Source organism: Hymenobacter bucti, assembly GCF_042681145.1.
In the GTDB taxonomy this organism is placed as follows: Bacteria; Bacteroidota; Bacteroidia; order Cytophagales; family Hymenobacteraceae; genus Hymenobacter; species Hymenobacter bucti.
Window position 1 is genome coordinate 213,030 of the sequence record NZ_JBHUFD010000003.1, and the last position, 23,793, is coordinate 236,822.

Genomic DNA, 23,793 nt, shown 5'->3' on the forward strand with positions numbered 1-23,793 from the left:
TGCTGCCTAAACTTAAAAGCGGTACTTACCGGGCGGGCGGCCGCCGCGCCTGCGCCTCAGCCAGCACTGCCAGCAGCTGCGCTGTTTCGATTTCGCGGGCGCAGCGGAAGTGCCCTAGGGGGCAGCGGGCGTGCCCGTGTAGCCCGCACGGCCGGCAGGCCAGCGGCCCTGGGTGCTCCACCACGCGCGAAAACGTGCTGAGCGGCCCAAACCCAAACGCCAGTACCGTAGAGCAAAAAATGGCGCATATTGGCGCATCCACTGCCGAGCATAAGTGCATGGGCGCAGAGTCGTTGACGTAGTTTACCACCGCCCTGCGCATGAGTGCCGCCGACGCCAGCAGCGATAATTTGCCCGACAGGTTGACCAGCCCCAGCCGGCCAGCGGCCTGCGTCAGCCGCTCGCAGGCGGCCGTATCGGGTGGCCCGCCGAGCAGGTACACGGGCAGCGCGGGCGGCAGGGCGGCCAGCAACTCCAGCCATTTCTCTTCGGGATATTGCTTTGTAAACCACACGGAGGTAGGCGCCAGGCAAACGTAGTCGCCGACGGCTACGTAGGGCGCGGCGGCCGCTTCGTCGGCCGGGGTGGGGTAGAGTACGGGCCTCAACTCCAGGGCGCTGCTGCGTGGCTCAGCCTCCAGCAGCAGCCTTAGGTTGCGCTGTACCTCGTGGGTGCCATCGCCGATAACGTGCGGCACGCGCCGGGTAAAAAAGCGGCTGAACGGGTTTTCAGCGAAGCCTACGCGCTCGGGTGCCCCCGAAAATGCAGTGAGAAACCCGGTGCTAGCAAAGCGCTGTAACGTCACGACCCGGCCGTACTCCGCCCGCCGGATTTGGCGCAGCAGGCGCAGTAGATTGGGGTATTTCTGAGTCTTTTTATCCCAGATGAGGATGTGCCGGATGTGTGGGTTACCGGCCAGCAAGCTCTCATTGCCGCGCCGCACCAATACGTCGAGCGGGGCGCGGGGCTCGTGCCGGGCCAGGTATTCGACCAGCGCCGTGGCCAATATTACATCGCCGATAAAGGCGGTTTGGATGAGCAGCGTAGCGGGAAGGGAAGCAGGCATGGGCAGGCTTCAAAGGTAGCTAAGACCTCTAAAAATGCCGTTTGCTCGAGCTATTTGATGTCGTATTTTATATCGGACAGGTTGTGCGTGTAGAAATAGGCGTAGTTGGCGCACATTTGCTCTCAGCCGGTTTCGGTGGCAAATTTTTCGTGCATCACGTCTTCCCAGGCCAGGCGCATCTGGCGGGCACACACCAGCGGCCGCACCTGCCCGATGCCCGTGCCCAGCCCCGGAATGGCTACGCGCTGAATTTTGTCACTAATTAGCTCGCCAGTAGTCATTTTGCCATAGCGTAGCAGCACTAAAATAGCTTTCATGGCCTGGTACACATTAGGTCCCCGCGTGATAGTCATGGGGGTGCGCATGGTGGGCGCGGCGAAGCTGTTGGCGGGGCTCACGAGCGCATCGGCCGGGTGGTCAAAAATGGAGCCGTGGCTCACAGTGACTTGTGGAACGTCGGCGAATAGGTGGTGCCAGGCGTCAATTACTTCTGAGTTGGTATCAACTAGATTTAAGTGCATGAAATAGGGTTAGGGAAGCAAGGTAACACGTACCGTATCAGCTTGCCAAAAGCAAATGGGCCGCTCTACCCAGCGGTAGAACGGCCCATTTGCTTTTGATATGTTGGATGCCGGTTTACTAAGCGGCCGGGGTAGCGCTCAGTTTATCGAGCGCGTCCATTACCTCTTTCACGTGGCCGCGCGAGGTTTCGAGCATGGCTTTTTCTTCGTCGTTGAGCTGGAGTTCAATTACGCGCTCCACGCCGTTTTTGCCCAGGATAACCGGGGCGCCTAGGTACACGCCGTTGATGCCGTACTCGCCTTGCAGCTCCAAGCACACGGGGAACACGCGGCGCTGGTCACGCACGATGGCCTCCACCATTTGAGCGGCGGCCGCGCCGGGGGCGTACCAAGCGCTGGTGCCCATGAGCTTCACGAGCTCGCCGCCGCCCACGGCGGTGCGCTGCACGATGGCATCAAGCTCGGCTTTGCCGATGAGCTCGGTGACGGGAATGCCGCCCACAGTGGTGTAGCGCGGCAGCGGCACCATGGTGTCGCCGTGGCCGCCCATGAGTACGGCCTGAATGTCTTTGGGACTCACGTTCAGGGCCTCGGCCAAAAAGGCGCGGTAGCGGGCCGTGTCCAGGATGCCAGCCATGCCGAATACCTTTTCGCGGGGCAGCTTGGCGGTGAGGTGCGCCTGATAGGTCATCACGTCGAGCGGGTTGCTCACGACGATGATAATGGCGTTGGGCGAGTGGGCTACCACCTGCTCGGTTACCGATTTCACGATGCCGGCGTTGGTTGCGATAAGGTCATCGCGGCTCATGCCGGGCTTGCGGGGCAGGCCCGACGTGATGACGACTACCTCCGAACCGGCGGTGCGGGCGTAGTCGTTCGTTACGCCCACGGTGCGCGAGTCGTAGCCGATAATGGGTGCTTTCTGCCAGATATCGAGAGCTTTGCCTTCGGCAATGCCTTCCTTGATATCAACCAGCACTACTTCGTTGGCAATTTCACGGGTAGCGAGCACATCGGCGCAGGTAGCGCCCACATTGCCAGCCCCAACTACGGTAACTTTCATGGGGTAACGGTGAGGGTGGGAAACAACATCGCCAGCACGTGCTGGCGCGGTAAAAGTACACCCGAAACCCAGCCGCTGGCTAGCACAATTATGGCATAAGCCTTTGCTCGGGGGTAGGTAGGGTGGCCCGGCCCCCCGCTGCCCAAGCTAAGGCTTATGCCACAGCTGTTTATCCTGCAAAGCTGGCATCGACATGCAGCCGAATTTCATCCCGGATTTGCTCGGCCGACAGCCATTCGCTGTTGTTGGCCGAGTCGTAATGGAAGTTTTCCGGCACGCGCTGGCCGTGGAAGTGCGTGATGAATTTTTCGACATCCCACGGTGGCATGGCGGGCACAATGACGTAGTAACGAGAAAGTTCTACTGTGCTCAGGGCGTCGGTCTGGGTTATCATTTCCTCGTGCAGCTTCTCGCCGGGGCGGATGCCCACAATCTTCTGCTCGCAGTCGGGGCCGATGGCGCGGGCCACCTCCGTGATTTTGTACGAGGGGATTTTGGGCACGAAAATCTCGCCGCCCCAGGCGTGCTCCAGCGCATACAGCACGAGGTCCACGCCTTCCTCGAGCGAGATGTTGAAGCGCGTCATGTCGGGGTGCGTGATGGGCAGCACGCCCGTGTGCCGCTGCTGCAAAAAGAACGGCACTACGGAGCCCCGCGAGCCAATTACGTTGCCGTAACGCACCACCGAGAGGCGCAAGTCGCGGGCGCCTTTCATATTATTGGCGGCTACGAAGAGCTTATCCGAGCACAGCTTAGTGGCGCCGTAGAGGTTGATGGGCGCAGCGGCTTTGTCAGTGCTGAGCGCCACTACGTCTTTCACGCCGCAGTCGAAGGCCGCGTTTATCACGTTTTCGGCCCCGAAGATGTTGGTTTTGATGCACTCCATCGGGTTGTACTCGGCGGCCGGCACTTGCTTGAGGGCGGCGGCGTGCACGATGATGTCCACGCCCTCGCAGGCCCGTTGCAGGCGCTGGGCATCGCGCACGTCACCGATAAAAAACCGGATGGCCGGGTACTGGCTGTGCGGAAACTCCTGGCTCATCTCATACTGCTTCAGCTCATCGCGCGAGAACACGATAACCCGCCGCACCTGCGGAAATTCCTTGAAAACTGTGCGTACAAACTGCTTGCCGAAGGAGCCGGTGCCGCCCGTAATGAGCAGCGACTTGCCGTTGAGGTCGAGGGCCATTGAAAAATTCTAAGAGGAAACCACAAAAATACGTAGGGTGCGGGGCTTGCCCCCGCCCGGTGCTGCTTGGTACCGTGCATGGCGGCCTAAACGCACGGGCGGGGGCAAGCCCCGCACCCTACGTCAGCGCCCGCACCAGCTCGGCCAATTGCGCCGCCTGCCCGCGCCGCGAATAGCGCGCCGGCCTAGCCGTGCGTAGGTCGAGGTCGGGGCTGCGCTGCCACTGTTGGGCCAGCTGCCCTAGGGTGCTTAGCATCAGCTCGTAGTCGTCGTAGGGGAGGGCCTGGCCGGCGCCGGCTTCGCGCAGTACGTTATCGGCGTCGGAGCCGGCTGGGCCTACGCAGAGCACCGGTTTGCAGGCCGCCAGGTATTCAAAAACTTTGCCCGGTAGAATACCCCGGTTCAGGGCCACGTCGGGGATGGCCATGAGCAACACGCTGCTGGTCATGAGGTAAGCTACTGATTGCTGGTGCGGCACGAAGGGCAGAAACTCGGTAGCATCACCTAGGCCGGCTGCCGCGACTTGCTCACGCACGCCCGCATCGACCTGCCCCACGAAGCGCAGCTGCCACGGCACCTGCGGGTAGCGCCGCTGCACTTCGGCAATGGCTCGGAGCAGGTTATCAATGCGGTAGCGCGCCGAAATAGTGCCGGTGTGCGTGAGGCGTAGGCAGTCGGTGGGCGGGGCCGAAGGCTGCTGAAAATCGGGCTCGTCGTAGCCGTTGGGCAGCACCACGATTTTGCCCTTGCCTAGGTCGGGCAGCTTGCGGCGAAACAGGCGCTCCGTCTCGGGGCTGGTCACGAGCACGGCATCGGCTTTTGTCAAAACCTGGCGCTCGTAGCGGGCATCGAGCCAGGCGGCGGGCGGCGTGCGGTGCAGGTCCTTGGTGTAGTAAATGTCGGTCCAGGGGTCGCGCAGGTCGGCCAGCCAGCGCAGGCCGTGGCGCTTTTGCAGCTCTAGGCCAATGAGTTGGGTGGAGTGCGGCGGCGATGAGGTGAGCACGGCGTCGAATTTTTCGCCCGCCGCCAGCAGTTTTTCCACGGCCGCCAGCGCGTAGCGGTTCCAGCCCCGGCGCGGGTCGGGCAAAAAGAAATTGCCCCGCACGAAGCGCATGGCCTGCTGCATGGCACTGGGCTTGCCCTCGTTGGCGAAGCCGCCGTGCGGCACCGCCCGGCCCGTTAGCTTTTGGTACGACTCAAACGGCTCTAGGGTGGCCGTGCGAATGACGCGCACGCCGGGCGGCACTTCGTGCAGCAGGCTTTCGTCGCGCACGGGGTAGCTGGCCTGGTCGGGGTCCACGGTGATTACCGTGGGCTCCACGCCCAGTTCGGGCAGGTATTTGACCCATTTCAGGCAGCGCTGCACGCCGGCCCCGCCCGAGGGCGGCCAGTAATAGGTGAGCACTAGCAGGCGGAGCGGCGGGGTAGACACAGAAATAAGTAGTAGATTCAGGACGCAAAACTACGCCTAGGCTACAGCCGCGCTGGTTGTAACTTTGGAAATTCAAACGTGCGCTTTCGGGTTTATCCTTTGGCAGCCAGCCCGCGCTAACGCGGGAGCAACCTAGTCTCTGCGCTTCTAGCCGTACTACCTTATGTTCGATAACCTCTCCTCCAAGCTCGACAAAGCCATTAAGACCCTCAAAGGGCAGGGCTCCATCTCCGAAATCAACGTGGCCGCCACCATCAAAGAAATTCGGCGGGCGCTGGTTGATGCCGACGTTAACTATAAGGTTGCCAAGGAGGTGACTGATAAGATTCGGGAAGAGGCCATGGGCCGCGACGTGCTCACAACGGTGTCGCCGGGCCAGCTCATGGTCAAAATCGTGTACGATGAGCTGACCCTGCTCATGGGTGGCGAAAAGCAGGATATCACCATCAAGGGCGACCCGGCCGTGGTGCTGCTCTCAGGCCTGCAAGGCTCGGGCAAAACGACTTTCGCCGGCAAGCTGGCCAGCTTTATTAAGAAGCAAAACCGCACGGTGCTGCTGGTAGCCTGCGACGTGTACCGGCCGGCCGCTATTGACCAGCTCAAGGTCCTAGGTGAGCAGATTGGGGTGGAGGTGTACTCGGAGCCGGAAAATAAGAATCCGGTTGAGATTTCGCAAAACGCCATCGCCTACGCCAAGAAGAACAACAAGAAAGTTGTCATCGTGGACACCGCCGGCCGCCTGGCCGTGGACGAGCAGATGATGCGCGAAATCGAGGCCGTCAAAAAAGCCATCAACCCCAGCGAAACGCTGTTTGTGGTGGACTCGATGACCGGCCAGGACGCCGTAAACACTGCCAAAACCTTCAACGACCGCCTTAATTTCGACGGTGTGGTGCTCACCAAGCTTGACGGCGACAGCCGCGGCGGGGCGGCCCTCAGCATCCGGGCGGTGGTGGAGAAGCCCATCAAGTTCATCTCGACGGGCGAGAAAATGGAGGCCCTGGACCTCTTCTACCCCGACCGCATGGCCCAGCGCATCCTAGGCATGGGCGACGTGATTTCGCTGGTCGAGCGCGCGCAGCAGCAGTTCGACGAGGACGAGGCTAAGCGCATCAACGCCAAGATTCGCAAAAACCAGTTCGACTTCAACGACTTCCTAGGTCAACTCGAGCAAATCAAGAAGATGGGCAACCTGAAGGACTTGGTGGGCATGATACCCGGCGCGTCGAAGATGATGAAGGACGTGGAAATCGACGACGACGCCTTCAAACCTGTGGAAAGCATCATCAAGAGCATGACCAAGCAGGAGCGTGCCCAGCCCGACCTCATCAACGGCTCGCGCCGGCGCCGCCTCGCGGCTGGCTCGGGTACTGATATTCAGCAGGTAAATGCGCTGATGAAGCAGTTTGAGGATATGCGCAAAATGATGCGCACCATGAACAAGATGAGCCAGACCAAGGGCGGCATGGCCCAAATGGCCAAGATGATGGGCGGCATGAAGGGCGGCGGGATGCCCGGCATGGGCCGCCGATAATGGGTTAGCTAAGACCCTAGGCGTACAAAAAACGTAGTATAACCCCCGCCCCTAACAGGGCTGGGGTTTTTGCGTTTCTAGGGAGGTAGATAACCTGAGTAGCACGTAAAAAGCACATTATTTCGGGTAGTGGCTTGTTATTCTTTTTCTCCCGGTGGACTGTCGATGCGCGGTAAGTCGTTATTTTGTCCTATCCGCCCCCAGTCAGCCCGCCGCCGGCGGGCGTATCTGCGCAATCCGTTTAATCTGTCAAATCTGCGATGAAGCTGTTTAAATCCGCCGACCTTATCCGCAAAAGCAAGTACATCAGCCGCGACCTCAGCTGGCTGCGCTTCAACTACCGGGTGCTCGACCAGGCCAAGGACCCGAGCCGTTCGCTGTTTGACAAGCTGCGGTTTATGAGTATCACGAGCTCGAACCTGGACGAGTTTTTTATGATTCGGGTGGGCTCGCTCTACAATTACCTCGACTATGGTAAGGAGCGCGTCGACTACTCGGGCCTACGCGAGCTGCCGTTTCGGCGCAAGCTGCTCGACTTTGCCCACCGCTTCGTCAATGACCAATCGCTCACGTACATAAACGAGCTGAAGCCGCAATTTGAAAAGCAGGGCTTCAGCATTCGGCGGATGCCGGAGCTGACGGAAATTGAGTTGAAAAAGGTGGAAGGCTACTTCAAAAACACCGTGTTTCCGCTGCTTACGCCGATGGTGTACGACTCGTACCACGGCTTCCCGCTCATCATGAACCAGGTGCTAACCTTTGGGGTAGTGACGCGGGGCCTGAGCACGGCCGAGGTCGGTAGCATGGCGCCCGCTTCGATACCCGACGTGGAGAAGGGCCAGGAGCGCCTCACGTTTGTGCAGATTCCGCAAAACCTGACGCGCTTCTTCGAAATCACGCGCAAAGACCGGGTGGTGTTCGTGCCGATTGAGGAAATCGTGCGCGAAAACCTGCCTAAGCTGTTCCGCAACGTTGAGATAATATCGGCTGACTTGCTGCGCATTACGCGCAACGGTGACTTCACGCTAGAGGAGTCGGAAGATATCGACTCCGATTTTATCAAGGAAATTCAGACGGGCCTGAAAACCCGCAAGCGCGGCCGCGTGGTGCGCGTGGAGGTCGAGCCCGACGCCTCGTCCTACCTGATGAATATTCTGCGCGAGCGCTGGAATATCGACAACGGCAACATCTTCGTGATTCCGGGCCTGCTTGATTTAAAGGGTCTTAACCAGATTCTGCGCTACCCGAGCTTCCGGGGCAAGGGCGCCAAGCAGCCCGCCCCGGTGGCCCCGCTGAGCCTGCCCGACGGCGCCGACGAGAACCTGTTTGAGTACCTTAAGCACCACGATGTGCTGATGCACCACCCCTACAATAGTATCGAGCCGGTGGTGCGGCTGCTGGAGCGCGCCGCCGAGGACCCGCAGGTCCTAGGTATCAAGCAAACGATTTATCGCCTGGCCGAGGACTCGCGCGTGACCGCCGCGCTGCTCAAGGCGGCCGAGAACGGCAAGCACGTCTCGGTGCTGTTTGAGGTGAAGGCGCGCTTTGATGAGGAACGCAACATTCGGGAGGGCGCCCGGCTCGAAAAGGCGGGTTGCTTCGTCATCTACGGTGTGGGTAAGTACAAGACCCACACCAAAATGCTGATGATTATCCGGAAGGAGGGAGAGAAAGTGACGCGCTACGTGCACATCGGCTCGGGCAACTACAACGAGCAAACCTCGCGCTTATATACCGACCTCAGCATGCTGACCACCAACGATACGTATGGCCACGACGTGTCGGAGTTTTTTAACGTAATCACGGGCCACTCGCAGCCCGACGACTACGAATACCTCATTACGGCACCTAAGGACATGCGCCAGCAGCTCATTCACCTGGTGCGGGAGGAGGCCAAGAATGCCAAGAAGGGCCTGCCCAGCGGCGTTGTCATCAAGATGAACTCCTTGGAGGACCGGGAGCTGATTGATGAGTTTTACAAGGCCAGCAAGGCCGGCGTGCCCATCCGCTTCATCGTGCGGGGCATCTGCTGCCTGCGGCCGGGCCGGCCGGGGCTGAGCGAGAATATTGAGGTGCGCAGCATCGTGGGTGAGTACCTAGAGCACGCACGCCTGCTTTACTTCCACCACGGCGGCGAGGCGCGCGTCTACGCCGGCTCGGCCGATGCCATGGTGCGCTCGTTCGACCGCCGCATCGAGGCGTTGTTCCTGATTACCAATCCGCAGCTGCGACGCGAGGCCATTGCTATTTTGCAGCTGAACCTGCTGGACAACCAGAACAGCTACCTCATGCGTGAGGACGGGGCCTACGTGCGCCAGCAGCCCGCCGCCGGCGAGCCGGTGGTGAACGTGCACCGCGATTTCTACCGCCGCCCCGACGAGGAGCGCCTCGCCCAGGCCACGCCTGAAGGCCTGCTGGCCCTGCTGCACGAGCAAGCCGCCCGGCGCCAGCGCCTAGCCACGGCCGATGCCGAAGCCGCCGCCGCGGCTGCCACCGTGCCGGCCGTGGAAGACGGAGCCGATTCCTTTGGCCAAGGCGAGGCACTGATGGAAACCGAGGTCGAAAACGAAGACGACATTGCCGCTACGGTAGTTGACGAAACTGCTTAGGTGAAGTAGGTAGCAAAAAGCAGACCCTCGGGCCGAACTCGCAAGTTGGGCCCGAGGGTCTGCTTTTTGACGCCTAGTCGTGCTACACCAGCGGGCCGTTCTCCACGTCGGGCACGGGCAGGATGTTGGGGTGTACAGTGGGGCTGATTTCGTCGAAATACTGCTCAAACAGGGCCTGGAGCATCCCGTCCTTCAGGCCAATATCGGGCACTATCATACTGCTGACGCCGGCCCAGTCCATGGCCGAGAGGTAGATGTAGCCGGCAGGCACAATCACGTCGGCGCGGTCGGGGTTGAGCATGGCCACGTTCACGCGCTCGTTCATGCTCAGCTTGCCCAAGCGCTCTAGGATGGCCTGCACGCTGCGCTTGGTCACGGGCTTGTTGGGTGCGGCCGGCGACATGCTGTAAATCTTGTTGATGTTGCCGCCCGTGCCAATGGCCCGCGTGACGTGGTAGCGGCGGGCGTTTTCGCGTACCCAGGCCTCCATGCGCTGCCAGAGGCCGTTCATTTCCTCCACCGTGCGGCCGCTTTGCTCCTGCTGCATGCGGCGGATAGAGCCGATTTCGAACGACTGCGCGGCCACTTTGCGGCGGTCGTGGTAGATGTTGAACTCGGTGCTGCCGCCGCCCACATCGATGTGCAGGTAGTGGCGGTTGTCTTCGAGCAGGTGCTCGATTACGCGGTTGATGTATTCGGCTTCGGCCTGGCCTTCGATTACCTGGATGTCAAGGCCTAGCTCCTGGCGCACGCGCTCGGCCACGGCCGCGCCGTTGCTGGCCGTGCGCATGGCCGAGGTGGCGCAAATGAGGTGGTGCGATACCTCGTGCACCTCCATCAGCAGCTTAAGCGAGTGCATAAACTTGACGAACTTGTCGGCTTTGCGCGCCGGAATCTCGCCGGTGGCAAACACGTCTTCGCCCAGGCGCAACGGGTAGCGCACGTACTCGACGCGCTTGAGCCGGTAGCGGCCATTATAAAAAAGCACGGCCGAAATCTGGCAGCGCACGGCGTTGGAGCCGATATCGATGGCGGCTAATTTGGTAAGCTGATACTCCATAGAACCGCAGATTTAACGGATTTAACAGATTGCGCAGATACGCTTGCTGCGCAAGCTGGCGATGCGGATAAATGAGAGAAGCTGCAAAGTTGGGTTACGCGGGTCGTTTTTGCGACCGCCTGGCGCCGCAAGTTTGTGCGAAATCCAGTTTATCTTGTTTTATTCGCCTAGTCAGCCTGCCGCCGGCGGGCGTATCTACGCAATCCGTTAAATCTGCGATTAATTGTCGCTATTTATGAGGTTGACAACAAGCGTTGCCATCGTGTCTTTGTCTTCGGGCTTGCTTTCGGCGATGAGAAGCGTGAGCGCTACTAAGGCATTATCGGCTAGCCGTCGGGCGCCGCTAGAATGGTAGAGACAGCCATTGCGGTCGAGAAAATACACGAATAAAAAGGCGGCAATACGCTTGTTGCCATCCGAAAACGAATGGTTTTTCACAACAAAGTACAACAGGTTAGCGGCCTTTTCTTCCACGCTCGGGTACATGTCCTGCCCCCCAAAGCTCTGGTAAATCGTGCGTACCGAGCTTTCAAACGATTGGTCTTTTTCGCGGCCAAATAAAGTGCTGCCGCCAAACTGCGTGCGCAAAGCGTCGATGGCTTGGCGGGCGTTTTCCGGGGTTAGCTCAAACGGCTCCTCGGCTGGTGCGGCCACCGCCTCGCGAGCCACCCGCAGGCGCTGATGGTCGTACTGGTCGAGTACGTCGAGGGCCCGGGCATAGTCGCCTAGGATGCGCAGCAACGCATCGGACTGGTCGGCAGTTAGCTCTTGGCTGGTCGCTACTTCTGCTTGCAGCTGCACCAGCCGCTTGAGGTCGGCAAGTTGGCGGGCACTTTCGCGCAAGCGCTTCTCATTTAGCGCGTAGCCCTGCACGAGGTATTCGCGCAAGATTTTTGTGGCCCACTGCCGAAAACTGGTGCCGCGGGGTGATTTTACCCGGTAGCCAACCGATATAATGACGTCGAGATTGTAAAACTTAGTGCGGTAGGCTTTGCCGTCGGCGGCAGTCGTCCGGGATTCCCGGACAACTGCCGTTGCATTTAATTCTTCCTCTCGAAAAATATTACCGATATGTTCACTTACAGTCTTTTTAGATATGTTAAACAGCTCTGTCATCTGCGCCTGCGTCAGCCACACAGTATCGTGGTCGAGCTGCACATCGAGGCGGATTTGCCCGTCGGGCGACTGGTAGAGCAGAATATCCTGAGTGGTAGGTAACATGGTAGGCAACGAGCTAAGGGCAAGCTATAAAGCTAAGGATGTTTCCACTTGTTATCAAACAGCCCATTGCGCTTATCAATCGTGGTTTAAACCCTGCCCTAGGGTAGTGCAGTGGGCCTTCGCGGGCCTAATGCGCTATTGCCCGGCTAGCTCGCGCAGCACCTGAGGCACGCCCACGCTGGCGGCTTCCACCACGTAGCGCACGCCGCGGCGGCCCGTTACTTCGGGCTGGTGCGGGTCGATGACGTAGACCAGGCAGCCGGCCGGGGCGTAGTGCAGCAGCCCGGCGGCCGGGTACACTTGCAGCGAGGTGCCCACTACCAGCAGCGCATCGGCCGTGGCCACGGTTTCGGTGGCTTCTTCGATGGCGGGCACCATTTCGCCAAACCACACGATGTGCGGGCGCAGCTGCCCGCCATCGGGCGCCAGGTCGCCTACCTGAATTTCACCGGGGCAGTCGTAGATGGTGGTTTCGTCCTTCACCGAGCGCATCTCGTTGAGCATGCCATGCAGGTGCAGCACCTGGGTCGAGCCGGCGCGCTCGTGCAGGTCATCCACGTTTTGGGTGATGATGCTGACCGACCAGCCCGGTACTTCCTCGAAGCCAGCCAGGGCCAAGTGGGCGGCGTTGGGCGCTACTTCGCGGGCCTGGGCGCGGCGCTTGTTATAAAAATCGAGTACCAGGGCTGGGTTGCGAGCAAAGGCTTCGGGCGTGGCCACGTCCTCGATGCGGTGCTCTTCCCAGAGCCCGTTGGTGTCGCGGAAGGTGCGAATGCCGCTCTCGGCCGATACGCCGGCCCCGGTGAGGACTACTAGGTGAGCCATATTGATGCAATGAGCAATTAATAATGAGCAGAAAGCAATGCGAAGTGGGCAACTGCCGGGGCGGTAAATCGAGGGGCTAGCTTGCCGCTACTAATTCGTATTGCCGCTCGGCAAAGTTGCGCAGGCGCTGAAAAGCGGCATCCACTTCCTGCGCATCTTCGCTGAGCAGGTTGCCATATACCACGCGGTCGGTGGCGCGCAGGGCGCGGCGCACGTCGTCGTCGTTGTTGAAGTGCTCGACTAGCTCCTTGGTGGTGAGCGAGCTAAGATTGGTGTCTTCCAGATTGGATAGGTAGTTTTTCCAGAGCACCACTACGCGCTCGGCCACTGGGGCCGAGCGCGAAAGCGTGAAGCGCTCGGCGTGGCGGGCAAACTGCGCCAGGAAGTACACGTGGTTTTTGCGGCGCTTGTAGCGCCCATAGCGCCGCCGCCAGCGCTGGCCAAACAGCGCCGCTACGCCCACCGCCAGCAGTAGCACGCCGGCCAGCCCCGCCAGCCAGAACGGGTAGTTGAACGCGGGCTCTAGGGGCAGCTGCCCTAGGTCCTGGCGCAGCGCCGGGGGGCTGGCGGCCGCGCTGCCGGGCGCCGGGGCCGTGCGGCGCAGCTGCACCTGGGCGGCGGGCGGCAGCAGGCGCAGGGTGTCGGTGGCGCCGCGCAGCACCAGCACCGGCAGCTGCAAGGCCTGCACCGGGGCCAGCGAAAACGTGCGCAGGTGATACACGGTGCGGTCGAGGCTGCGGCCGCGGGCCGTGCGCGTGGGCTGCCAGGTGCGCCCCACGTACTCGAAAGGCGCAAATTGGGCCAGCGAATCGGGAAATATCACTTCCTCATTCGCCGCGTGCTCGTAGCGCAGCTCGTAGTCGAGGGGCTGGCCCACCGCCACGGCCGCCCGCGAAAAGCGACCCGTGGGCGCCTGCGCCTGGGCACTAAGGCTACTTAGCAGGAGCGCAGCTAGCAGCAGGCGGTTTCCCACAGGGTGGCGCCGGGGTGAGGCGCATGGTGGCGCAGGGTTTTCTTTCAGCCTACCAAAATGCCTGAAAAAGCAGGCTAATTCATAATTCATAGTTTTTAATTCATAATTCACCTAGTGCCCACGCCGCTGAAACAGCCCCACCAGCTGCGGCACAAAATCGTGGTCGGTGCGCAGGGCCAGAAAGCCCACGCGCTGGCGGCGGCAGAGGGTTTGCAGGGCCTGCTGGCGGGCCGCCGTTTGGGCGGCGTAGCTGGCCCGAAAGCTCGGGGCCGAGGTGTCGACCCAGCGCAGCACGCCGGTTTCGGCGTCGCGCAGCGGCACGATACCTAGGGCCGGAAACTCGGCCTCCTGCGGGGCCAGCAACTGCACCACCAGCAGGTCGTGCTGGCGGGCCAGCATGGTGAGCTCGCGCTCGTAGTGCTCGTCGATGAAGTCAGAAATCAGCACCACCAGGCTGCGCCGGCGCAGGAGGCTCAGGGCCAGCTTGATGCCGGTGCCCAGGCCCGTATGCCGCGAGGCCGGCTCCAAGGCAAACAGCCGCTGAATGAGCACGTAGGCCGCGCGCAGCCCCTTGGCGGGGGGCAGGTACAGCTCCTTTTGGTCGGAAAAAGCCAGCAGGCCCAGGGCCGAATCCTGGCGGGCGGCCGAGAGGGCCAGTAGCCCGGCCAGGTCGCGGCCCACGTCGAGCTTGCGCTGGCCGCTGGCGGCGTGGCCCACGCGCTGCGAGGCGCTTACGTCGAGGGCCACCAGCACCTGCTGCTCGCGCTCCTCCTTGTAGGTTTTGACGAAGGTGCCGTGGCCTTTGCTGCTCACGGCCCAGTCGATGGCCCGCACCTCGTCGCCGTACTGGTAGAGGCGCACGTCGTCGAACTCGAGCCCCGTGCCCCGGAATACCGACCGGAAATTGCCTTGCAGCTGGCTTTCTACGGCGTGGCGCATCCGGATTTCGAGGTGGCGCAGGCGGCGCACCAGCCCCGCGAGGCTGGCCGGAAAAGCAGGGGCGGAGGCGTCGGGGGCGGGCATGGTAGCGGCGAAGCTACGGCTTCGGCGTTATTTTTGGGGGTGAAATACGCTCGTTTCCTCGCGGCCCGGTCTGGGCAAGTCTTCAGCGGCCTGCTGCTGGCCGTGCTCACCAGCTGCGCCATTCCCGAAGAAGTGGAGCCGCCGCCGCAGCTGCTTTCTAAGCCGGAGATGGTAAGCCTGCTGGTGCAGCTGCACCTGCTGGAGGCCCGGGTCGAAGCGAGCCGCCTGACGCCCGATTCGGCGCGGGCGCTGTTTCAGCAGCAAAAGAGCGAGATTTTGCGCAAGAACAACGTATCGGAGGCTGACTCGGTGCTGCCGCGCAGCTACCGGTTCTACGTCGTTAATCACAAGGACATGGATGAGATTTACAAAGTCGTCATCGACTCTTTGGAGTACCGCGCAGCCAAGCTCAACAAGAGTACGCAGCCAACGCCCCCGCGCCCCTAGGGAGTAATGAGCAATTAACAATGAGTAATGAGCAGGCCAAGTAATAGTCTGTTCATTGTTAATTGCTCATTGCTAATATAGGCGGCTGCCGTTGGGTACGGGCGCGGCGAGGGCGGCTAATACGGTGTGGCCCTCGGCATCGGGGGCGCCTACCACCAGCACTTCGGAGCGAAACGGACCAATCTGCTTGGGCGGAAAGTTGACCACAGCCAGCACCTGCCGGCCCACCAGCGTGGCGGGCGAGTAGTGGTGCGTGAGTTGCGCGCTGCTTTGCTTGAGGCCAATTTCGGGGCCGAAATCCAGCACCAGCTGGTACGCCGGCTTGCGCGCCTGCGGAAACTCGCGGGCCTCCAGGATGGTGCCGGCGCGCAGGTCTACTTTTTCAAGTTCTTCCCAGGTGAGCATAGCAGCGTGAGGTACGACGAGAACAAATAGTGAGTAATTCGTCATGCTCAGCATGACAAACTTAGCCCAGCGCGCCTAGGCCTCCTTATCGGCAAAGGCGGCTAGCTCCAGCAGCTGCTGCTGCACCTGCGCTTCCCACTGCGCCTGCTGCGCGGGCTTGAGGCCGTGGTTTGTATCGCGGTCATACTGGTCCTCGGCCTTTTCCCAATCGGCGTACACGCTCTGGCTCAGGCGCTGAAACATGGGCCCAAGCTCGGCGCACGGGATGCTGACGCCGGCCAGCCGCTGGCGCAGGCGGCGGGCATACACCTCCGTAATGTCGAAGTGCAGCTGCTCGTGGCGCAGCAGCTTGGGCGTGATGGTGGCCGGGTCGCGCACCCACGACAGCGTGGGGTCGAAGGCGGCCTGCACGTGGCCGCTAAACTGGTTGCTGCGGCACGCCACCTTGGCCACAATGGTAGCCGAGGTGAGCGCCGCGTGGGTTTGGCCGGGCCGGGGCCGGGCCTTAAAATCGGCGAGTACCAGCGGCCGGCTGGCCGACCAGTGCAGGCTGCCGCCCGGAATAGTCTGGGCCGGGGCCGCCGTTGAGAAACCAGCCAGCAGCAAAAGCGCGCCGGCAAAAACCTGATAGAGCATGAGCAGAAAAAAGGACGATGAGTACCAGCCTACAAACGCCCTAGGTCGCTAAAAAGTGTCGGCTGGGTGAAGGTGGAAGAGGTGGTGTCTCTTTGCTAATTCACTCCACAGCCCTAGGTGGCTGGCCGAAGCAGCTACGGCGCTAAAGATGCCGTAGCGCGCACTTTGTAGTGCGCGTTTTTACGTCGTTCACACGTTGCCAAAACGCGAAATACGAAGCTCACGCTACGAGCCAACGCCTGCGCTAGCCCGCCAATGCCACCGCATTGGCGCTGGCTAAAACCCGGCCAGCGGGCGGCAGCGCGCCCGGCTGGCTTTCGCGCCGGAAGCGCAGCAGCAGCACCACCGCCACTATGGAGAGGCCCGTGAGCAGGCCCAGCCACACGCCCACGGCCCCTAGGTGCAGCCCGAAGCCCAGATAGTAACCCAGCGGCAGCGCAATGGCCCAGTAAGCCAGCAGCGCCACCAGGGAGGGCACTTTCACGTCTTCAAGCCCGCGCAGGGCCCCCAGGCCCACCACCTGCAAGCCATCCGAAACCTGGAAAGCGGCCGCGATGGTGAGCAGCGTGGCGGCCTGCGCCAGCACCAGCGGGTCGTGGTTGTAGAGCGGCGGAATGACGTGGCGCAGCGCCAGCAGCAGCAGCCCCATGGCGCCCATAAACCCGAAGGCCAGCCAGTAGGCCGCGAAGCCCGCCTGCCGCGCCTCGGCCAGGTCGCCGCTGCCGCGCAGGTTGCCCACCCGGATGGTGGCCGCCGCCGCAATGCCGGTGGCCGCCATATAGGTAACGGAGGCCACGTTGATGGCAATCTGGTGGGCGGCCTGGGGCGTCACGCCAATCCAGCCTATCATCAGGTACGATACGCTGAAGGCGCCCACCTCCAGCATCATTTGCACGCCGATGGGCAGGCCCAGGGCCAGCTGCCCGCGCAACTCGGCCAGGCCCGGCCGCAGCCACTGGCCCGCGTCGGCGGGGCGCCGGCTGCGGAGCTGCTCGCTCCGTAGCACGAACTGCGCCATGAGCACGGCCATGCCGATGCGCGAAACCAGCGTGGCCCAGGCCGCGCCCATCAGCCCCATGGCCGGGGCGCCGAAGTGCCCAAAAATGAGCGCGTAGCACAGCAGCGCGTTCACCACGTTGCCCGCAATGGAAAGCTGCATGGCCTGCTTGGTCAGCCCCAGGCCCTCGGCCCACTCGCGGAAGCCCTGAAACACCATCAGCGGCAGCAGCGACAGACCCACCACGCGCACCCAGGGCGTGGCCAGCGCCACCACCTCGGGCGCCTGCCCCAGGCGGGGCAGCAGCAGCGGCAGCAGCTGGCTGAGGCCCAGCAGCGCCACGCCCACCAGCGTATTCATCCAGACGGTGCCCACCAGCAAGCGGCCCAGAAACTCCTCATCGCCGCGCCCGTTGGCCGCCGCCACCCGCGGCACCGAGCCCATGCTGATGCCCAGGCCCAGCACCAGCAGCAGCGTGGTCACGCTCACGCCCATGCCCACGGCATCGAGCGGCAGCTTGCCCAATTGACCCACCATCACCGAGTCGCACACGCCCACCAGCACGTGGCCGAGCTGGCTGAGCACGACGGGGTAGGCTAGCAGAATGGTAGGGCGAAAGTGCTTTTTCAAAACGGACGTATTTAGATGGAAGTAGCTGTAAACAAACGTGTCATGCTCACGAAGGAAGTATCAGGCATGGGCAGCTAACCTCTAGGTGTAGAAATTGCTGCGCCACGCGAGATGCTTCCTTACGTCAGCATGACACGTTTGTATTATTTCTGAAACTGAAAAGCAAATTTACGCCCGCGCCAGTACCACGTCGGCAAAGTCGCCGGCCTCGTCCTGAAAAACCTCGACCACGCGCAGGCCCGCCGCCAGGGCCAGCGCCGCAATCTGGGGCAGGGTAAACTTGAAGGAGTTTTCGGTGTGAATGGCCTCCCAGGCCGCAAAATCAAACGCCTGCCCACCTAGGGCGGCTACCCGTACGGTTTGGGCGCGGCGGCTCACCAGCCACGAGCGCATGGCCCCGGTGCTGGGGTCGTAGTCGGGGTAGTGCTGCCAGGCATCAAGTTGAAAATCAGCCCCTAGCTCAGCGTTGAAGCGGCGCAGCAGGTTGAGGTTGAACTCAGCCGTGATGCCCTGGGCATCATCATAAGCAGCCCGGATGCGGCGCGGGTCCTTGCAGAGGTCGAAGCCCACCAGCAGGCGGTCGGCGGCTGTGAGCGGGGCGGCCAGCGCTTGTAGGAAGTCACGCTGGTCAGCGGGCCCAAAGTTGCCGATGTTGGACCCCAGGAACAGCACCGCCTTGGCACCCGGCCGCTGGGCCAGCGTGGCGAGGGCGGCGGTGTATTCGGCCGCCAGGGGCTCGGTGGGCAGGGTGGGTAGCTCCTCGCGCAGCGAGGCCACCAGCTCCTCCAGCGCCGAGGGCGAAATATCGACCGGTACGTAGGTGAAGGCGGCCGACTGCGCGAGCAGCTCGCGTAGCAAAATCTTGGTTTTCAGACCATCGCCGGCGCCTAGCTCCACCACAGCCAGCGCTTGGCCGGTGGGCGCATCGGCCGCGCCCGCTTGCAGCGCCCGCACGATGGCCGGGCCCTGCGTTTGGAAAATGGCGAGCTCGGTGCGAGTGGGGTAGTACTCGGGCAGGGCCATTATCTGCTGAAACAGCCGGCTGCCCGCCGCGTCGTAAAAGTACTTGGAAGATAAGGACTTAGGAGTTTGGGCGAAGCCGTGGGCTACGTGGTCGGCCAGGGTGGACAAGGGGAAGGAAGCAGGAGGTGAAACGTCGGCATAGGAAAGCCGCGAAGGGCCGGATATGTTGGGAAAGGTAGCCTAGGTGGCTACGCGGCCGGCTTTTGCGGCCACAACAGCGAGGCCGCCACAGAGCCCAGTAGCAGCACGCCCACTGCACCCAGCGCCACGGGCATCGGAAAGGGGTACACGTCTTCGAGCAGCAGCTTAGCGCCAATAAAAATCAGAATCAGCGCCAGACCATAGTGCAGGTAATGAAAGAGTTGCATGAGGCTGGCCAGTGCAAAGTACAGCGCCCGCAGCCCCAGCAGCGCAAACACGTTGGAAGTGTACACCACGAACGTATCGCGCGAAATGGCCAGAATGGCCGGGATGGAATCGGCCGCGAACACCACGTCCGTGGTTTCTATCAGCACCAGCACCACCAGCAGCGGCGTGGCAAAGCGCACACCCTCGCGCCGCGTAAAAAACTTGCCGCCATCGAGCTGCCGGCTGATGGGAAAGTGCCGGCCCAGGAACCGCACGATGGGGTTGCCCTCGGGGTCAATGTCGGGCTCGCTACTGCTGCTCAGGCCCATCCGCACGCCTGTGTACACCAGGAAGGCACCTAGGACGTAGAGCAAAAAGTGAAATTTGGCCAGCAGTGCCGCGCCTGCTAGAATGAAAATGCCCCGCAGCACCAGCGCCCCCAGCACGCCCCAAAACAGAATGCGGTGCTGGTGCTCAGCGGGGACCTTAAAGTAGGTGAAAATGAGCAGGAACACGAACAGATTGTCCACGCTCAGGGCCTTCTCCACGAGATAGCCCGTGAGCCACTCTACCCCCGCCTGGTGGCCCATGGTGCGGTACACGAAGTAGTTGAAGCACAGCGACAACGTGACCCAAAAAGCGCTCCAGCCCAGCGCCTCCTTCAGTTGGATGGCGTGCGCCCGGCGGTTGAGCACCAGCAAATCGAGCAGCAACAGCCCGATTACGAACAGATTAAAGAGAATCCAGAACAGCGGGGTATTTTCCATACGGCAGGGTCGGTTCTCTTACGAGGAATTAGAAATTATGAATTATAGATTAAAAATTGCTGATTTAATTCAACAAATTTTTAATCTACAATCCCTGATTTTTTAATTCTCCGAAGAAAGCCGCCGCGGCGGGTGCACCCAGCTGCTGAGCTTCATCTGGACGACGCCGAAGAGGGCTTCCTTAAAAATGCCCGACGACATTTTGGAATGCCCCCGCGTGCGGTCGGTAAAAATGATGGGCACTTCCTTGAGCCGAAACTTCAGGCAGTAGGCCAGCCATTTCATCTCAATCTGGAAGGCGTAGCCCACAAAGTGTATTTTGCTGAGGTCGATGGCGCGCAGCACGCGGGCCGCGTAGCATTTGAAGCCGGCCGTGGCATCGTGAATGGGCATGCCCGTGATGCCGCGCACATACTTAGAGGCGAAATAGGACATGAGCACCCGGTTCATGGGCCAGTTCACCACATTCACGCCGTCGCTGTAGCGCGAGCCGATGGCCAGGTCGTAGCCCTGCACGGCGCAGGCCTCGTGCAGGCGCAGCAGGTCCTGGGGGTTGTGCGAGAAGTCGGCATCCATCTCAAAGATAAAGTCGTAGCCGCGCGCTAGGGCCCAGCGAAAGCCGAAAATGTAGGCCGTGCCCAAGCCCTGCTTGCCCGCCCGCTCTTCCAGAAATAAGCGGCCCACAAACTCACCTAGGAGCCCGCGCACGATGGCGCCCGTGCCATCGGGCGAGCCATCATCGATAATCAAGATGTGAAAATTCTTGGGTAGGCCTAACACCGCCCGAATAATCAATTCAACGTTTTCCCGCTCGTTGTACGTCGGAATCAGGACCAGTCCGGCGGCCAGTATACTCATGGCGGGCAAAGATAAGGCGGGTGGGTAGGTGGGTGGTGAAGTACCCGGTACAAGCTTGGCCAGTTTTTGCCGGCATGCGGCAACCAACCGGGCTTTCTGGCGAGTAGCGGAAAGATGCTATAGCAACCAGGAAGATTGCATGGCCGTGCCTTGGCGAAGCAGAAAATAGCCGCTATTTCACGCCACCTGGCCCGCCAGCTCGTCACTCACCCGGCGCGCGTGCTTCACGCAGTCAGGCACGCTCACGCCGGCCTGCCAGTTGGCCACGGCCACGATGCCGGCCGCCGCGAGCGGCGCAAAAGCCGCCCGCGCCGCCTCTAAGTGCTGGTCGAACTGTGGAATGCTGCGTGGCCAGTAGTAGCGCCCCTGCCAGCGCGGCGCCCCCTCAATGCCGTAGAGCCGGCTCAGCTCCTGGTGTACGGCCGCTAGCTGAGTGGCCTCGGGCTCCTGCGCCTGCCGGGCAAATTGCGCCCCGCCCACGAAGCTGGTAAACAGCACCTGCCCGGCGGGCGCCCGGTCGGGAAAGAGCGAGCTGGTCCAGATGGAGCCGGCCGAGTACGTGCCCTCCACCCGCGGGTTCAGCGCCCCGAAGCCCGCCAGCGGGTGCGTCACGGCTGCTCGGTCGTAGGCCGAGTACACGAGCGTCATGGGCGGGTAGCGCACGGCAGCCAGCGCGTCGGCCGCGGCCAGGTGCAGCGGGCGCAGCAGCTCAGCAGCCGCGTAGGCTGGCACTGCCAGCGCCAGGTGCGAGTAGGTAAGCGGTGACAGTTGATTATTGATTGTCAGGCGGTAGTCGGGCGAGTTGAGCTGCTCTTGGCTCCTTGCTAATTGTTCATTGCGCACTGCCGTAATGGGCTGCCCTAGGTGGTAGTGGGTGAGGCGGGCGGCCAGGGCATCGGTGAGCGTTTGCACGCCGCCGCGCAGCGTAATGGTGCGCCGCCGGGCGCCGCTTTTGCCTTTTTGCGACGCCGCGAAGCCCCGCAGCACCGAGCCATATTGCGCTTCCAGCGCGGCTAGCTGCGGAAAGGTGAGCGCCAGCAGCAGCTCCCGAGGGTCTCCGGCGTAGATGCCGGCCACGAAGGGATTGACGGCGTAGTCGACCACTTCAGACCCGAAATGCCGCTCGAAAAACGCCGCGATAGTTTCGCCCGGCACGGGCGGCGCGGGGCGGCGCACCAGCTCGCGGAGCAGCCCTAGCTTGGTTTTTAAGCTGAAAAAAGAGCTGGTTAGCAGCTTGGGGGGCGAGGCGGGCAGCGCCTGGTAGGCGCCGCGGCGCAGCACGTACCGGTGCTGGCTCACGGGCGCCGCCTCCTGAATAGCCTCCTGCAAGCCTAGCTCGGTCAGTAGTTCTTCCAGCTCAGCGCTAAGTAGCAACGAGTTGGGGCCGGCTTCGAGCTGGTAGCCGGCTAGGTTTTGGGGCGAGTGCAGGTTGCCGCCCGGCCGCTCGCTGGCCTCAAACAGGTCGTAGGCCACGCCCGCCTGCTGCAAGTAATAAGCCAGCGTAAGGCCCGTGAGCCCGCCGCCGATAATGGCAATGCGCATATTTTTTAGCTGTTGGCTGATAGCTAGTAGCTGATAGCTTTGCGTTTTGTTTCAAGAAAACCAAAAGCTAGTAGCTGCCAGCTAACGGCCAAAAACATGAACAAAGCCGTATTTCTGGACCGCGACGGAGTCCTCAACGAAGAACTGGGCGACTACGTCTGGGCGCCTGAGCGCTTCCGCATTGTGCCCGGCGTGCCCGAGAGCCTGCGCCGGCTCAAGGCCGCTGGCTACCGCCTTATTGTGGTTACCAACCAGGCGGGCATCGCCAAAGGCCTCTACACCCGCGCCGCGGTGCAGGAGTGCCACAGCCTCTTGCAGCAAGCCTGCGGGCACGTTATCGACGCGCTGTACTTCGCCGAAAACCACCCTTCGGTGAGCGAGTCCATCCTGCGCAAGCCCGATTCGGGGATGCTCGAAAAGGCCATGGCCCGCTTCGCCATCGACCCCGCCGCCAGCTGGATAATCGGCGACCGCGCCCGCGACCTCGAAGCCGGGGCCAGGGTAGGGGTACGCGGCATTCTGGTGGGCCACAGTGAGGCACTGGCGCATTCGCCTCGCGTAGGGGACTTGGCAGCGGCTACCGAGTTGATTCTGGGATAGTACCGCGAACCCTGCGGGTCCGCGTGTGGGTAGCAACGACCAGACGAGACGACGCGCGGACCCGCAGGGGCCGCGGTACTACTCGTAGAACGATTCCAGCGCCGCCCGTAGTTCGGGGTACTCAAACTGGAAGCCCTGGCTCAGCACTTTGTCGGCGCTCACGCGCTGCGAGCCCAGCACAATCTCGCTCATTTCGCCCATGGCCAGCTTCAGGCCAAAGGCAGGCACTTTGGGCAGTACTAGCGGGCGGTGCATCACCTGGGCCAGCGTTTCGGTAAACTCCTGGTTGGTAACCGGGTGGGGCGCCACGGCATTGTACTCGCCTTGCCAGAGCTCGTCTTGCACCATCTGGCGCAGCAGGCGGCACAGGTCGTCGAGGTGAATCCAGCTCATGTACTGCCGGCCCGAGCCCAGCGGGGCACCGGCCCCGTAGCGCACGGTTTTGGCAATGGGCACCAGCGCGCCGCCCTCGGGGCTAAGCACGATGCCGATGCGCGGAAGCACCACCCGCAGGCCCGGCGCCGCAATGGCGCGGGCGCCGGCTTCCCATTGCAACACCACGTCGGCCAAAAAATCGTCAGTGGGCGCGGCCGTGGGCGAGTTTTCGTGCAGTAGCTCATCGCCCCGGTCGCCGTAAATACCAATGGCCGAGGCTGATACTAGCGTGCGTACGTGGTGGCCGGGCTTGGCCAGCTCGCGCTGCAACAGCTCGAGGCCGTCGAGGCGGCTGCGCAGGATTTCGTGCTTGCGGCTAGTCGTCCATTTGCCGTCGGCTACGCTGCTGCCCGCCAAGTTTACCACGTAGTCGGCGTAGGGCACGGCGGCCGGGTCGATGGTGCCGGCCGCGGGGTCCCAGCCAAAGAGGCGATAGTGGCTGCTTTTGCCGGGCTCGCGGGTCAGAAGCGCCACGTCGTGGCCGTGGTCGAGCAGCAGCTCGGCTAAGCGCTGGCCAATCATGCCCGTGCCGCCAGTGATGAGGATTTTCATAGTAATTAAGTCAGGCGGTTGGCTATGGGCTACGGGC

At 62.0% G+C, this 23,793-nt stretch carries 22 protein-coding genes; 4 read left to right on the forward strand and 18 right to left on the reverse strand.

Annotated elements, in window-relative coordinates; genetic code table 11:
* Nucleotides 1-25: 25 nt before the first annotated feature.
* The 5 genes from ACFSDX_RS08585 to ACFSDX_RS08605 all read right to left on the reverse strand — a co-directional run bounded on the left by ACFSDX_RS08585 (nt 26) and on the right by ACFSDX_RS08605 (nt 5,271).
* The gene (locus tag ACFSDX_RS08585; protein WP_382312908.1) at nt 26-1,066 is read right to left on the reverse strand and encodes a glycosyltransferase family 9 protein; all 1,041 of its coding nucleotides are present in this window, start codon (nt 1,064-1,066) and stop codon (nt 26-28) included.
* A 122-nt stretch (nt 1,067-1,188) separates the two neighbouring features.
* The gene (locus tag ACFSDX_RS08590; protein WP_382312909.1) at nt 1,189-1,587 is read right to left on the reverse strand and encodes a macro domain-containing protein; all 399 of its coding nucleotides are present in this window, start codon (nt 1,585-1,587) and stop codon (nt 1,189-1,191) included.
* A 118-nt stretch (nt 1,588-1,705) separates the two neighbouring features.
* Nucleotides 1,706-2,650, reverse strand: a complete 945-nt coding sequence (mdh, locus tag ACFSDX_RS08595) for a malate dehydrogenase (protein WP_382312911.1) — start codon at nt 2,648-2,650, stop codon at nt 1,706-1,708.
* 169 nt (nt 2,651-2,819) lie between these two features.
* Nucleotides 2,820-3,839, reverse strand: coding sequence for a UDP-N-acetylglucosamine 4,6-dehydratase (inverting) (gene pseB, locus ACFSDX_RS08600; RefSeq protein ID WP_382312912.1), 1,020 nt, complete (start codon nt 3,837-3,839; stop codon nt 2,820-2,822).
* 118 nt (nt 3,840-3,957) lie between these two features.
* Nucleotides 3,958-5,271, reverse strand: coding sequence for a glycosyltransferase family 4 protein (locus tag ACFSDX_RS08605; protein ID WP_382312913.1), 1,314 nt, complete (start codon nt 5,269-5,271; stop codon nt 3,958-3,960).
* Between the two features lie 163 nt (nt 5,272-5,434).
* Here ACFSDX_RS08605 and ffh point away from each other — a divergent pair, with 163 nt between their 5' ends.
* On the forward strand, nt 5,435-6,805 hold the full coding sequence (gene ffh / locus ACFSDX_RS08610) for a signal recognition particle protein (RefSeq protein WP_382312914.1): 1,371 nt from the start codon (nt 5,435-5,437) through the stop codon (nt 6,803-6,805).
* 260 nt (nt 6,806-7,065) lie between these two features.
* Nucleotides 7,066-9,414 (forward strand): polyphosphate kinase 1, encoded by a 2,349-nt coding sequence (ppk1, locus tag ACFSDX_RS08615; RefSeq protein WP_382312915.1) that lies wholly within the window; start codon nt 7,066-7,068, stop codon nt 9,412-9,414.
* A gap of 82 nt (nt 9,415-9,496) precedes the next feature.
* Here ppk1 and ACFSDX_RS08620 read toward each other — a convergent pair whose 3' ends face one another.
* The 5 genes from ACFSDX_RS08620 to ACFSDX_RS08640 all read right to left on the reverse strand — a co-directional run bounded on the left by ACFSDX_RS08620 (nt 9,497) and on the right by ACFSDX_RS08640 (nt 14,516).
* The gene (locus ACFSDX_RS08620) at nt 9,497-10,474 is read right to left on the reverse strand and encodes a Ppx/GppA phosphatase family protein (RefSeq protein ID WP_382312917.1); all 978 of its coding nucleotides are present in this window, start codon (nt 10,472-10,474) and stop codon (nt 9,497-9,499) included.
* A gap of 219 nt (nt 10,475-10,693) precedes the next feature.
* On the reverse strand, nt 10,694-11,695 hold the full coding sequence (gene rhuM, locus ACFSDX_RS08625) for a RhuM family protein (protein ID WP_382312919.1): 1,002 nt from the start codon (nt 11,693-11,695) through the stop codon (nt 10,694-10,696).
* Between the two features lie 135 nt (nt 11,696-11,830).
* The gene (locus tag ACFSDX_RS08630; protein WP_382312920.1) at nt 11,831-12,520 is read right to left on the reverse strand and encodes an SIR2 family NAD-dependent protein deacylase; all 690 of its coding nucleotides are present in this window, start codon (nt 12,518-12,520) and stop codon (nt 11,831-11,833) included.
* Nucleotides 12,521-12,596: 76 nt separating this feature from the next.
* Nucleotides 12,597-13,493 carry a hypothetical protein gene (locus tag ACFSDX_RS08635; protein WP_382312921.1) on the reverse strand — a complete coding sequence of 299 codons (897 nt, stop codon included), beginning with the start codon at nt 13,491-13,493 and terminating at the stop codon, nt 12,597-12,599.
* 111 nt (nt 13,494-13,604) lie between these two features.
* Complete coding sequence (locus ACFSDX_RS08640) at nt 13,605-14,516, reverse strand: DUF58 domain-containing protein (protein WP_382312923.1); 912 nt, start codon at nt 14,514-14,516, stop codon at nt 13,605-13,607.
* Nucleotides 14,517-14,555: 39 nt separating this feature from the next.
* Between ACFSDX_RS08640 and ACFSDX_RS08645 the strand changes: the two genes are divergently transcribed.
* The gene (locus ACFSDX_RS08645; protein ID WP_382312924.1) at nt 14,556-14,963 is read left to right on the forward strand and encodes a DUF4296 domain-containing protein; all 408 of its coding nucleotides are present in this window, start codon (nt 14,556-14,558) and stop codon (nt 14,961-14,963) included.
* Between the two features lie 72 nt (nt 14,964-15,035).
* Here ACFSDX_RS08645 and ACFSDX_RS08650 read toward each other — a convergent pair whose 3' ends face one another.
* The 7 genes from ACFSDX_RS08650 to hemG all read right to left on the reverse strand — a co-directional run bounded on the left by ACFSDX_RS08650 (nt 15,036) and on the right by hemG (nt 22,169).
* Nucleotides 15,036-15,368 carry a tRNA-binding protein gene (locus ACFSDX_RS08650; protein ID WP_382312926.1) on the reverse strand — a complete coding sequence of 111 codons (333 nt, stop codon included), beginning with the start codon at nt 15,366-15,368 and terminating at the stop codon, nt 15,036-15,038.
* A 75-nt stretch (nt 15,369-15,443) separates the two neighbouring features.
* Complete coding sequence (locus ACFSDX_RS08655) at nt 15,444-16,004, reverse strand: DUF922 domain-containing protein (protein ID WP_382312927.1); 561 nt, start codon at nt 16,002-16,004, stop codon at nt 15,444-15,446.
* A gap of 244 nt (nt 16,005-16,248) precedes the next feature.
* Nucleotides 16,249-17,631 (reverse strand): MATE family efflux transporter, encoded by a 1,383-nt coding sequence (locus ACFSDX_RS08660; protein WP_382312928.1) that lies wholly within the window; start codon nt 17,629-17,631, stop codon nt 16,249-16,251.
* A gap of 168 nt (nt 17,632-17,799) precedes the next feature.
* The gene (gene egtD, locus ACFSDX_RS08665) at nt 17,800-18,762 is read right to left on the reverse strand and encodes an L-histidine N(alpha)-methyltransferase (protein ID WP_382312929.1); all 963 of its coding nucleotides are present in this window, start codon (nt 18,760-18,762) and stop codon (nt 17,800-17,802) included.
* Nucleotides 18,763-18,842: 80 nt separating this feature from the next.
* Nucleotides 18,843-19,769 carry a TerC family protein gene (locus ACFSDX_RS08670; RefSeq protein ID WP_382312930.1) on the reverse strand — a complete coding sequence of 309 codons (927 nt, stop codon included), beginning with the start codon at nt 19,767-19,769 and terminating at the stop codon, nt 18,843-18,845.
* Nucleotides 19,770-19,871: 102 nt separating this feature from the next.
* Nucleotides 19,872-20,627: a polyprenol monophosphomannose synthase gene (locus ACFSDX_RS08675; RefSeq protein WP_382312931.1), complete on the reverse strand. Its 756-nt coding sequence runs from the start codon at nt 20,625-20,627 to the stop codon at nt 19,872-19,874.
* Nucleotides 20,628-20,804: 177 nt separating this feature from the next.
* Nucleotides 20,805-22,169, reverse strand: coding sequence for a protoporphyrinogen oxidase (gene hemG / locus ACFSDX_RS08680; RefSeq protein ID WP_382312932.1), 1,365 nt, complete (start codon nt 22,167-22,169; stop codon nt 20,805-20,807).
* A gap of 96 nt (nt 22,170-22,265) precedes the next feature.
* On the opposite strand from hemG, the gene ACFSDX_RS08685 reads away from it, so the two are divergent.
* Complete coding sequence (locus ACFSDX_RS08685) at nt 22,266-22,769, forward strand: D-glycero-alpha-D-manno-heptose-1,7-bisphosphate 7-phosphatase (RefSeq protein ID WP_382312933.1); 504 nt, start codon at nt 22,266-22,268, stop codon at nt 22,767-22,769.
* A 78-nt stretch (nt 22,770-22,847) separates the two neighbouring features.
* Here the strand turns inward: ACFSDX_RS08685 and ACFSDX_RS08690 are convergent, their stop codons facing one another.
* Nucleotides 22,848-23,756 (reverse strand): TIGR01777 family oxidoreductase, encoded by a 909-nt coding sequence (locus ACFSDX_RS08690; protein ID WP_382312934.1) that lies wholly within the window; start codon nt 23,754-23,756, stop codon nt 22,848-22,850.
* Nucleotides 23,757-23,793: the final 37 nt, after the last annotated feature.

Bases quoted from the DNA above. Each gene is read 5' to 3' on its own strand.
- ACFSDX_RS08585 (WP_382312908.1), bottom strand. From the start codon at position 1,066: ATGCCTGCTTCCCTTCCCGCTACGCTGCTCATCCAAACCGCCTTTATC.
- ACFSDX_RS08590 (WP_382312909.1), bottom strand. From the start codon at position 1,587: ATGCACTTAAATCTAGTTGATACCAACTCAGAAGTAATTGACGCCTGG.
- mdh (WP_382312911.1), bottom strand. From the start codon at position 2,650: ATGAAAGTTACCGTAGTTGGGGCTGGCAATGTGGGCGCTACCTGCGCC.
- pseB (WP_382312912.1), bottom strand. From the start codon at position 3,839: ATGGCCCTCGACCTCAACGGCAAGTCGCTGCTCATTACGGGCGGCACC.
- ffh (WP_382312914.1), top strand. From the start codon at position 5,435: ATGTTCGATAACCTCTCCTCCAAGCTCGACAAAGCCATTAAGACCCTC.
- ppk1 (WP_382312915.1), top strand. From the start codon at position 7,066: ATGAAGCTGTTTAAATCCGCCGACCTTATCCGCAAAAGCAAGTACATC.
- ACFSDX_RS08620 (WP_382312917.1), bottom strand. From the start codon at position 10,474: ATGGAGTATCAGCTTACCAAATTAGCCGCCATCGATATCGGCTCCAAC.
- rhuM (WP_382312919.1), bottom strand. From the start codon at position 11,695: ATGTTACCTACCACTCAGGATATTCTGCTCTACCAGTCGCCCGACGGG.
- ACFSDX_RS08630 (WP_382312920.1), bottom strand. From the start codon at position 12,520: ATGGCTCACCTAGTAGTCCTCACCGGGGCCGGCGTATCGGCCGAGAGC.
- ACFSDX_RS08640 (WP_382312923.1), bottom strand. From the start codon at position 14,516: ATGCCCGCCCCCGACGCCTCCGCCCCTGCTTTTCCGGCCAGCCTCGCG.
- ACFSDX_RS08650 (WP_382312926.1), bottom strand. From the start codon at position 15,368: ATGCTCACCTGGGAAGAACTTGAAAAAGTAGACCTGCGCGCCGGCACC.
- ACFSDX_RS08655 (WP_382312927.1), bottom strand. From the start codon at position 16,004: ATGCTCTATCAGGTTTTTGCCGGCGCGCTTTTGCTGCTGGCTGGTTTC.
- ACFSDX_RS08670 (WP_382312930.1), bottom strand. From the start codon at position 19,769: ATGGAAAATACCCCGCTGTTCTGGATTCTCTTTAATCTGTTCGTAATC.
- ACFSDX_RS08675 (WP_382312931.1), bottom strand. From the start codon at position 20,627: ATGAGTATACTGGCCGCCGGACTGGTCCTGATTCCGACGTACAACGAG.
- hemG (WP_382312932.1), bottom strand. From the start codon at position 22,169: ATGCGCATTGCCATTATCGGCGGCGGGCTCACGGGCCTTACGCTGGCT.
- ACFSDX_RS08685 (WP_382312933.1), top strand. From the start codon at position 22,266: ATGAACAAAGCCGTATTTCTGGACCGCGACGGAGTCCTCAACGAAGAA.
- ACFSDX_RS08690 (WP_382312934.1), bottom strand. From the start codon at position 23,756: ATGAAAATCCTCATCACTGGCGGCACGGGCATGATTGGCCAGCGCTTA.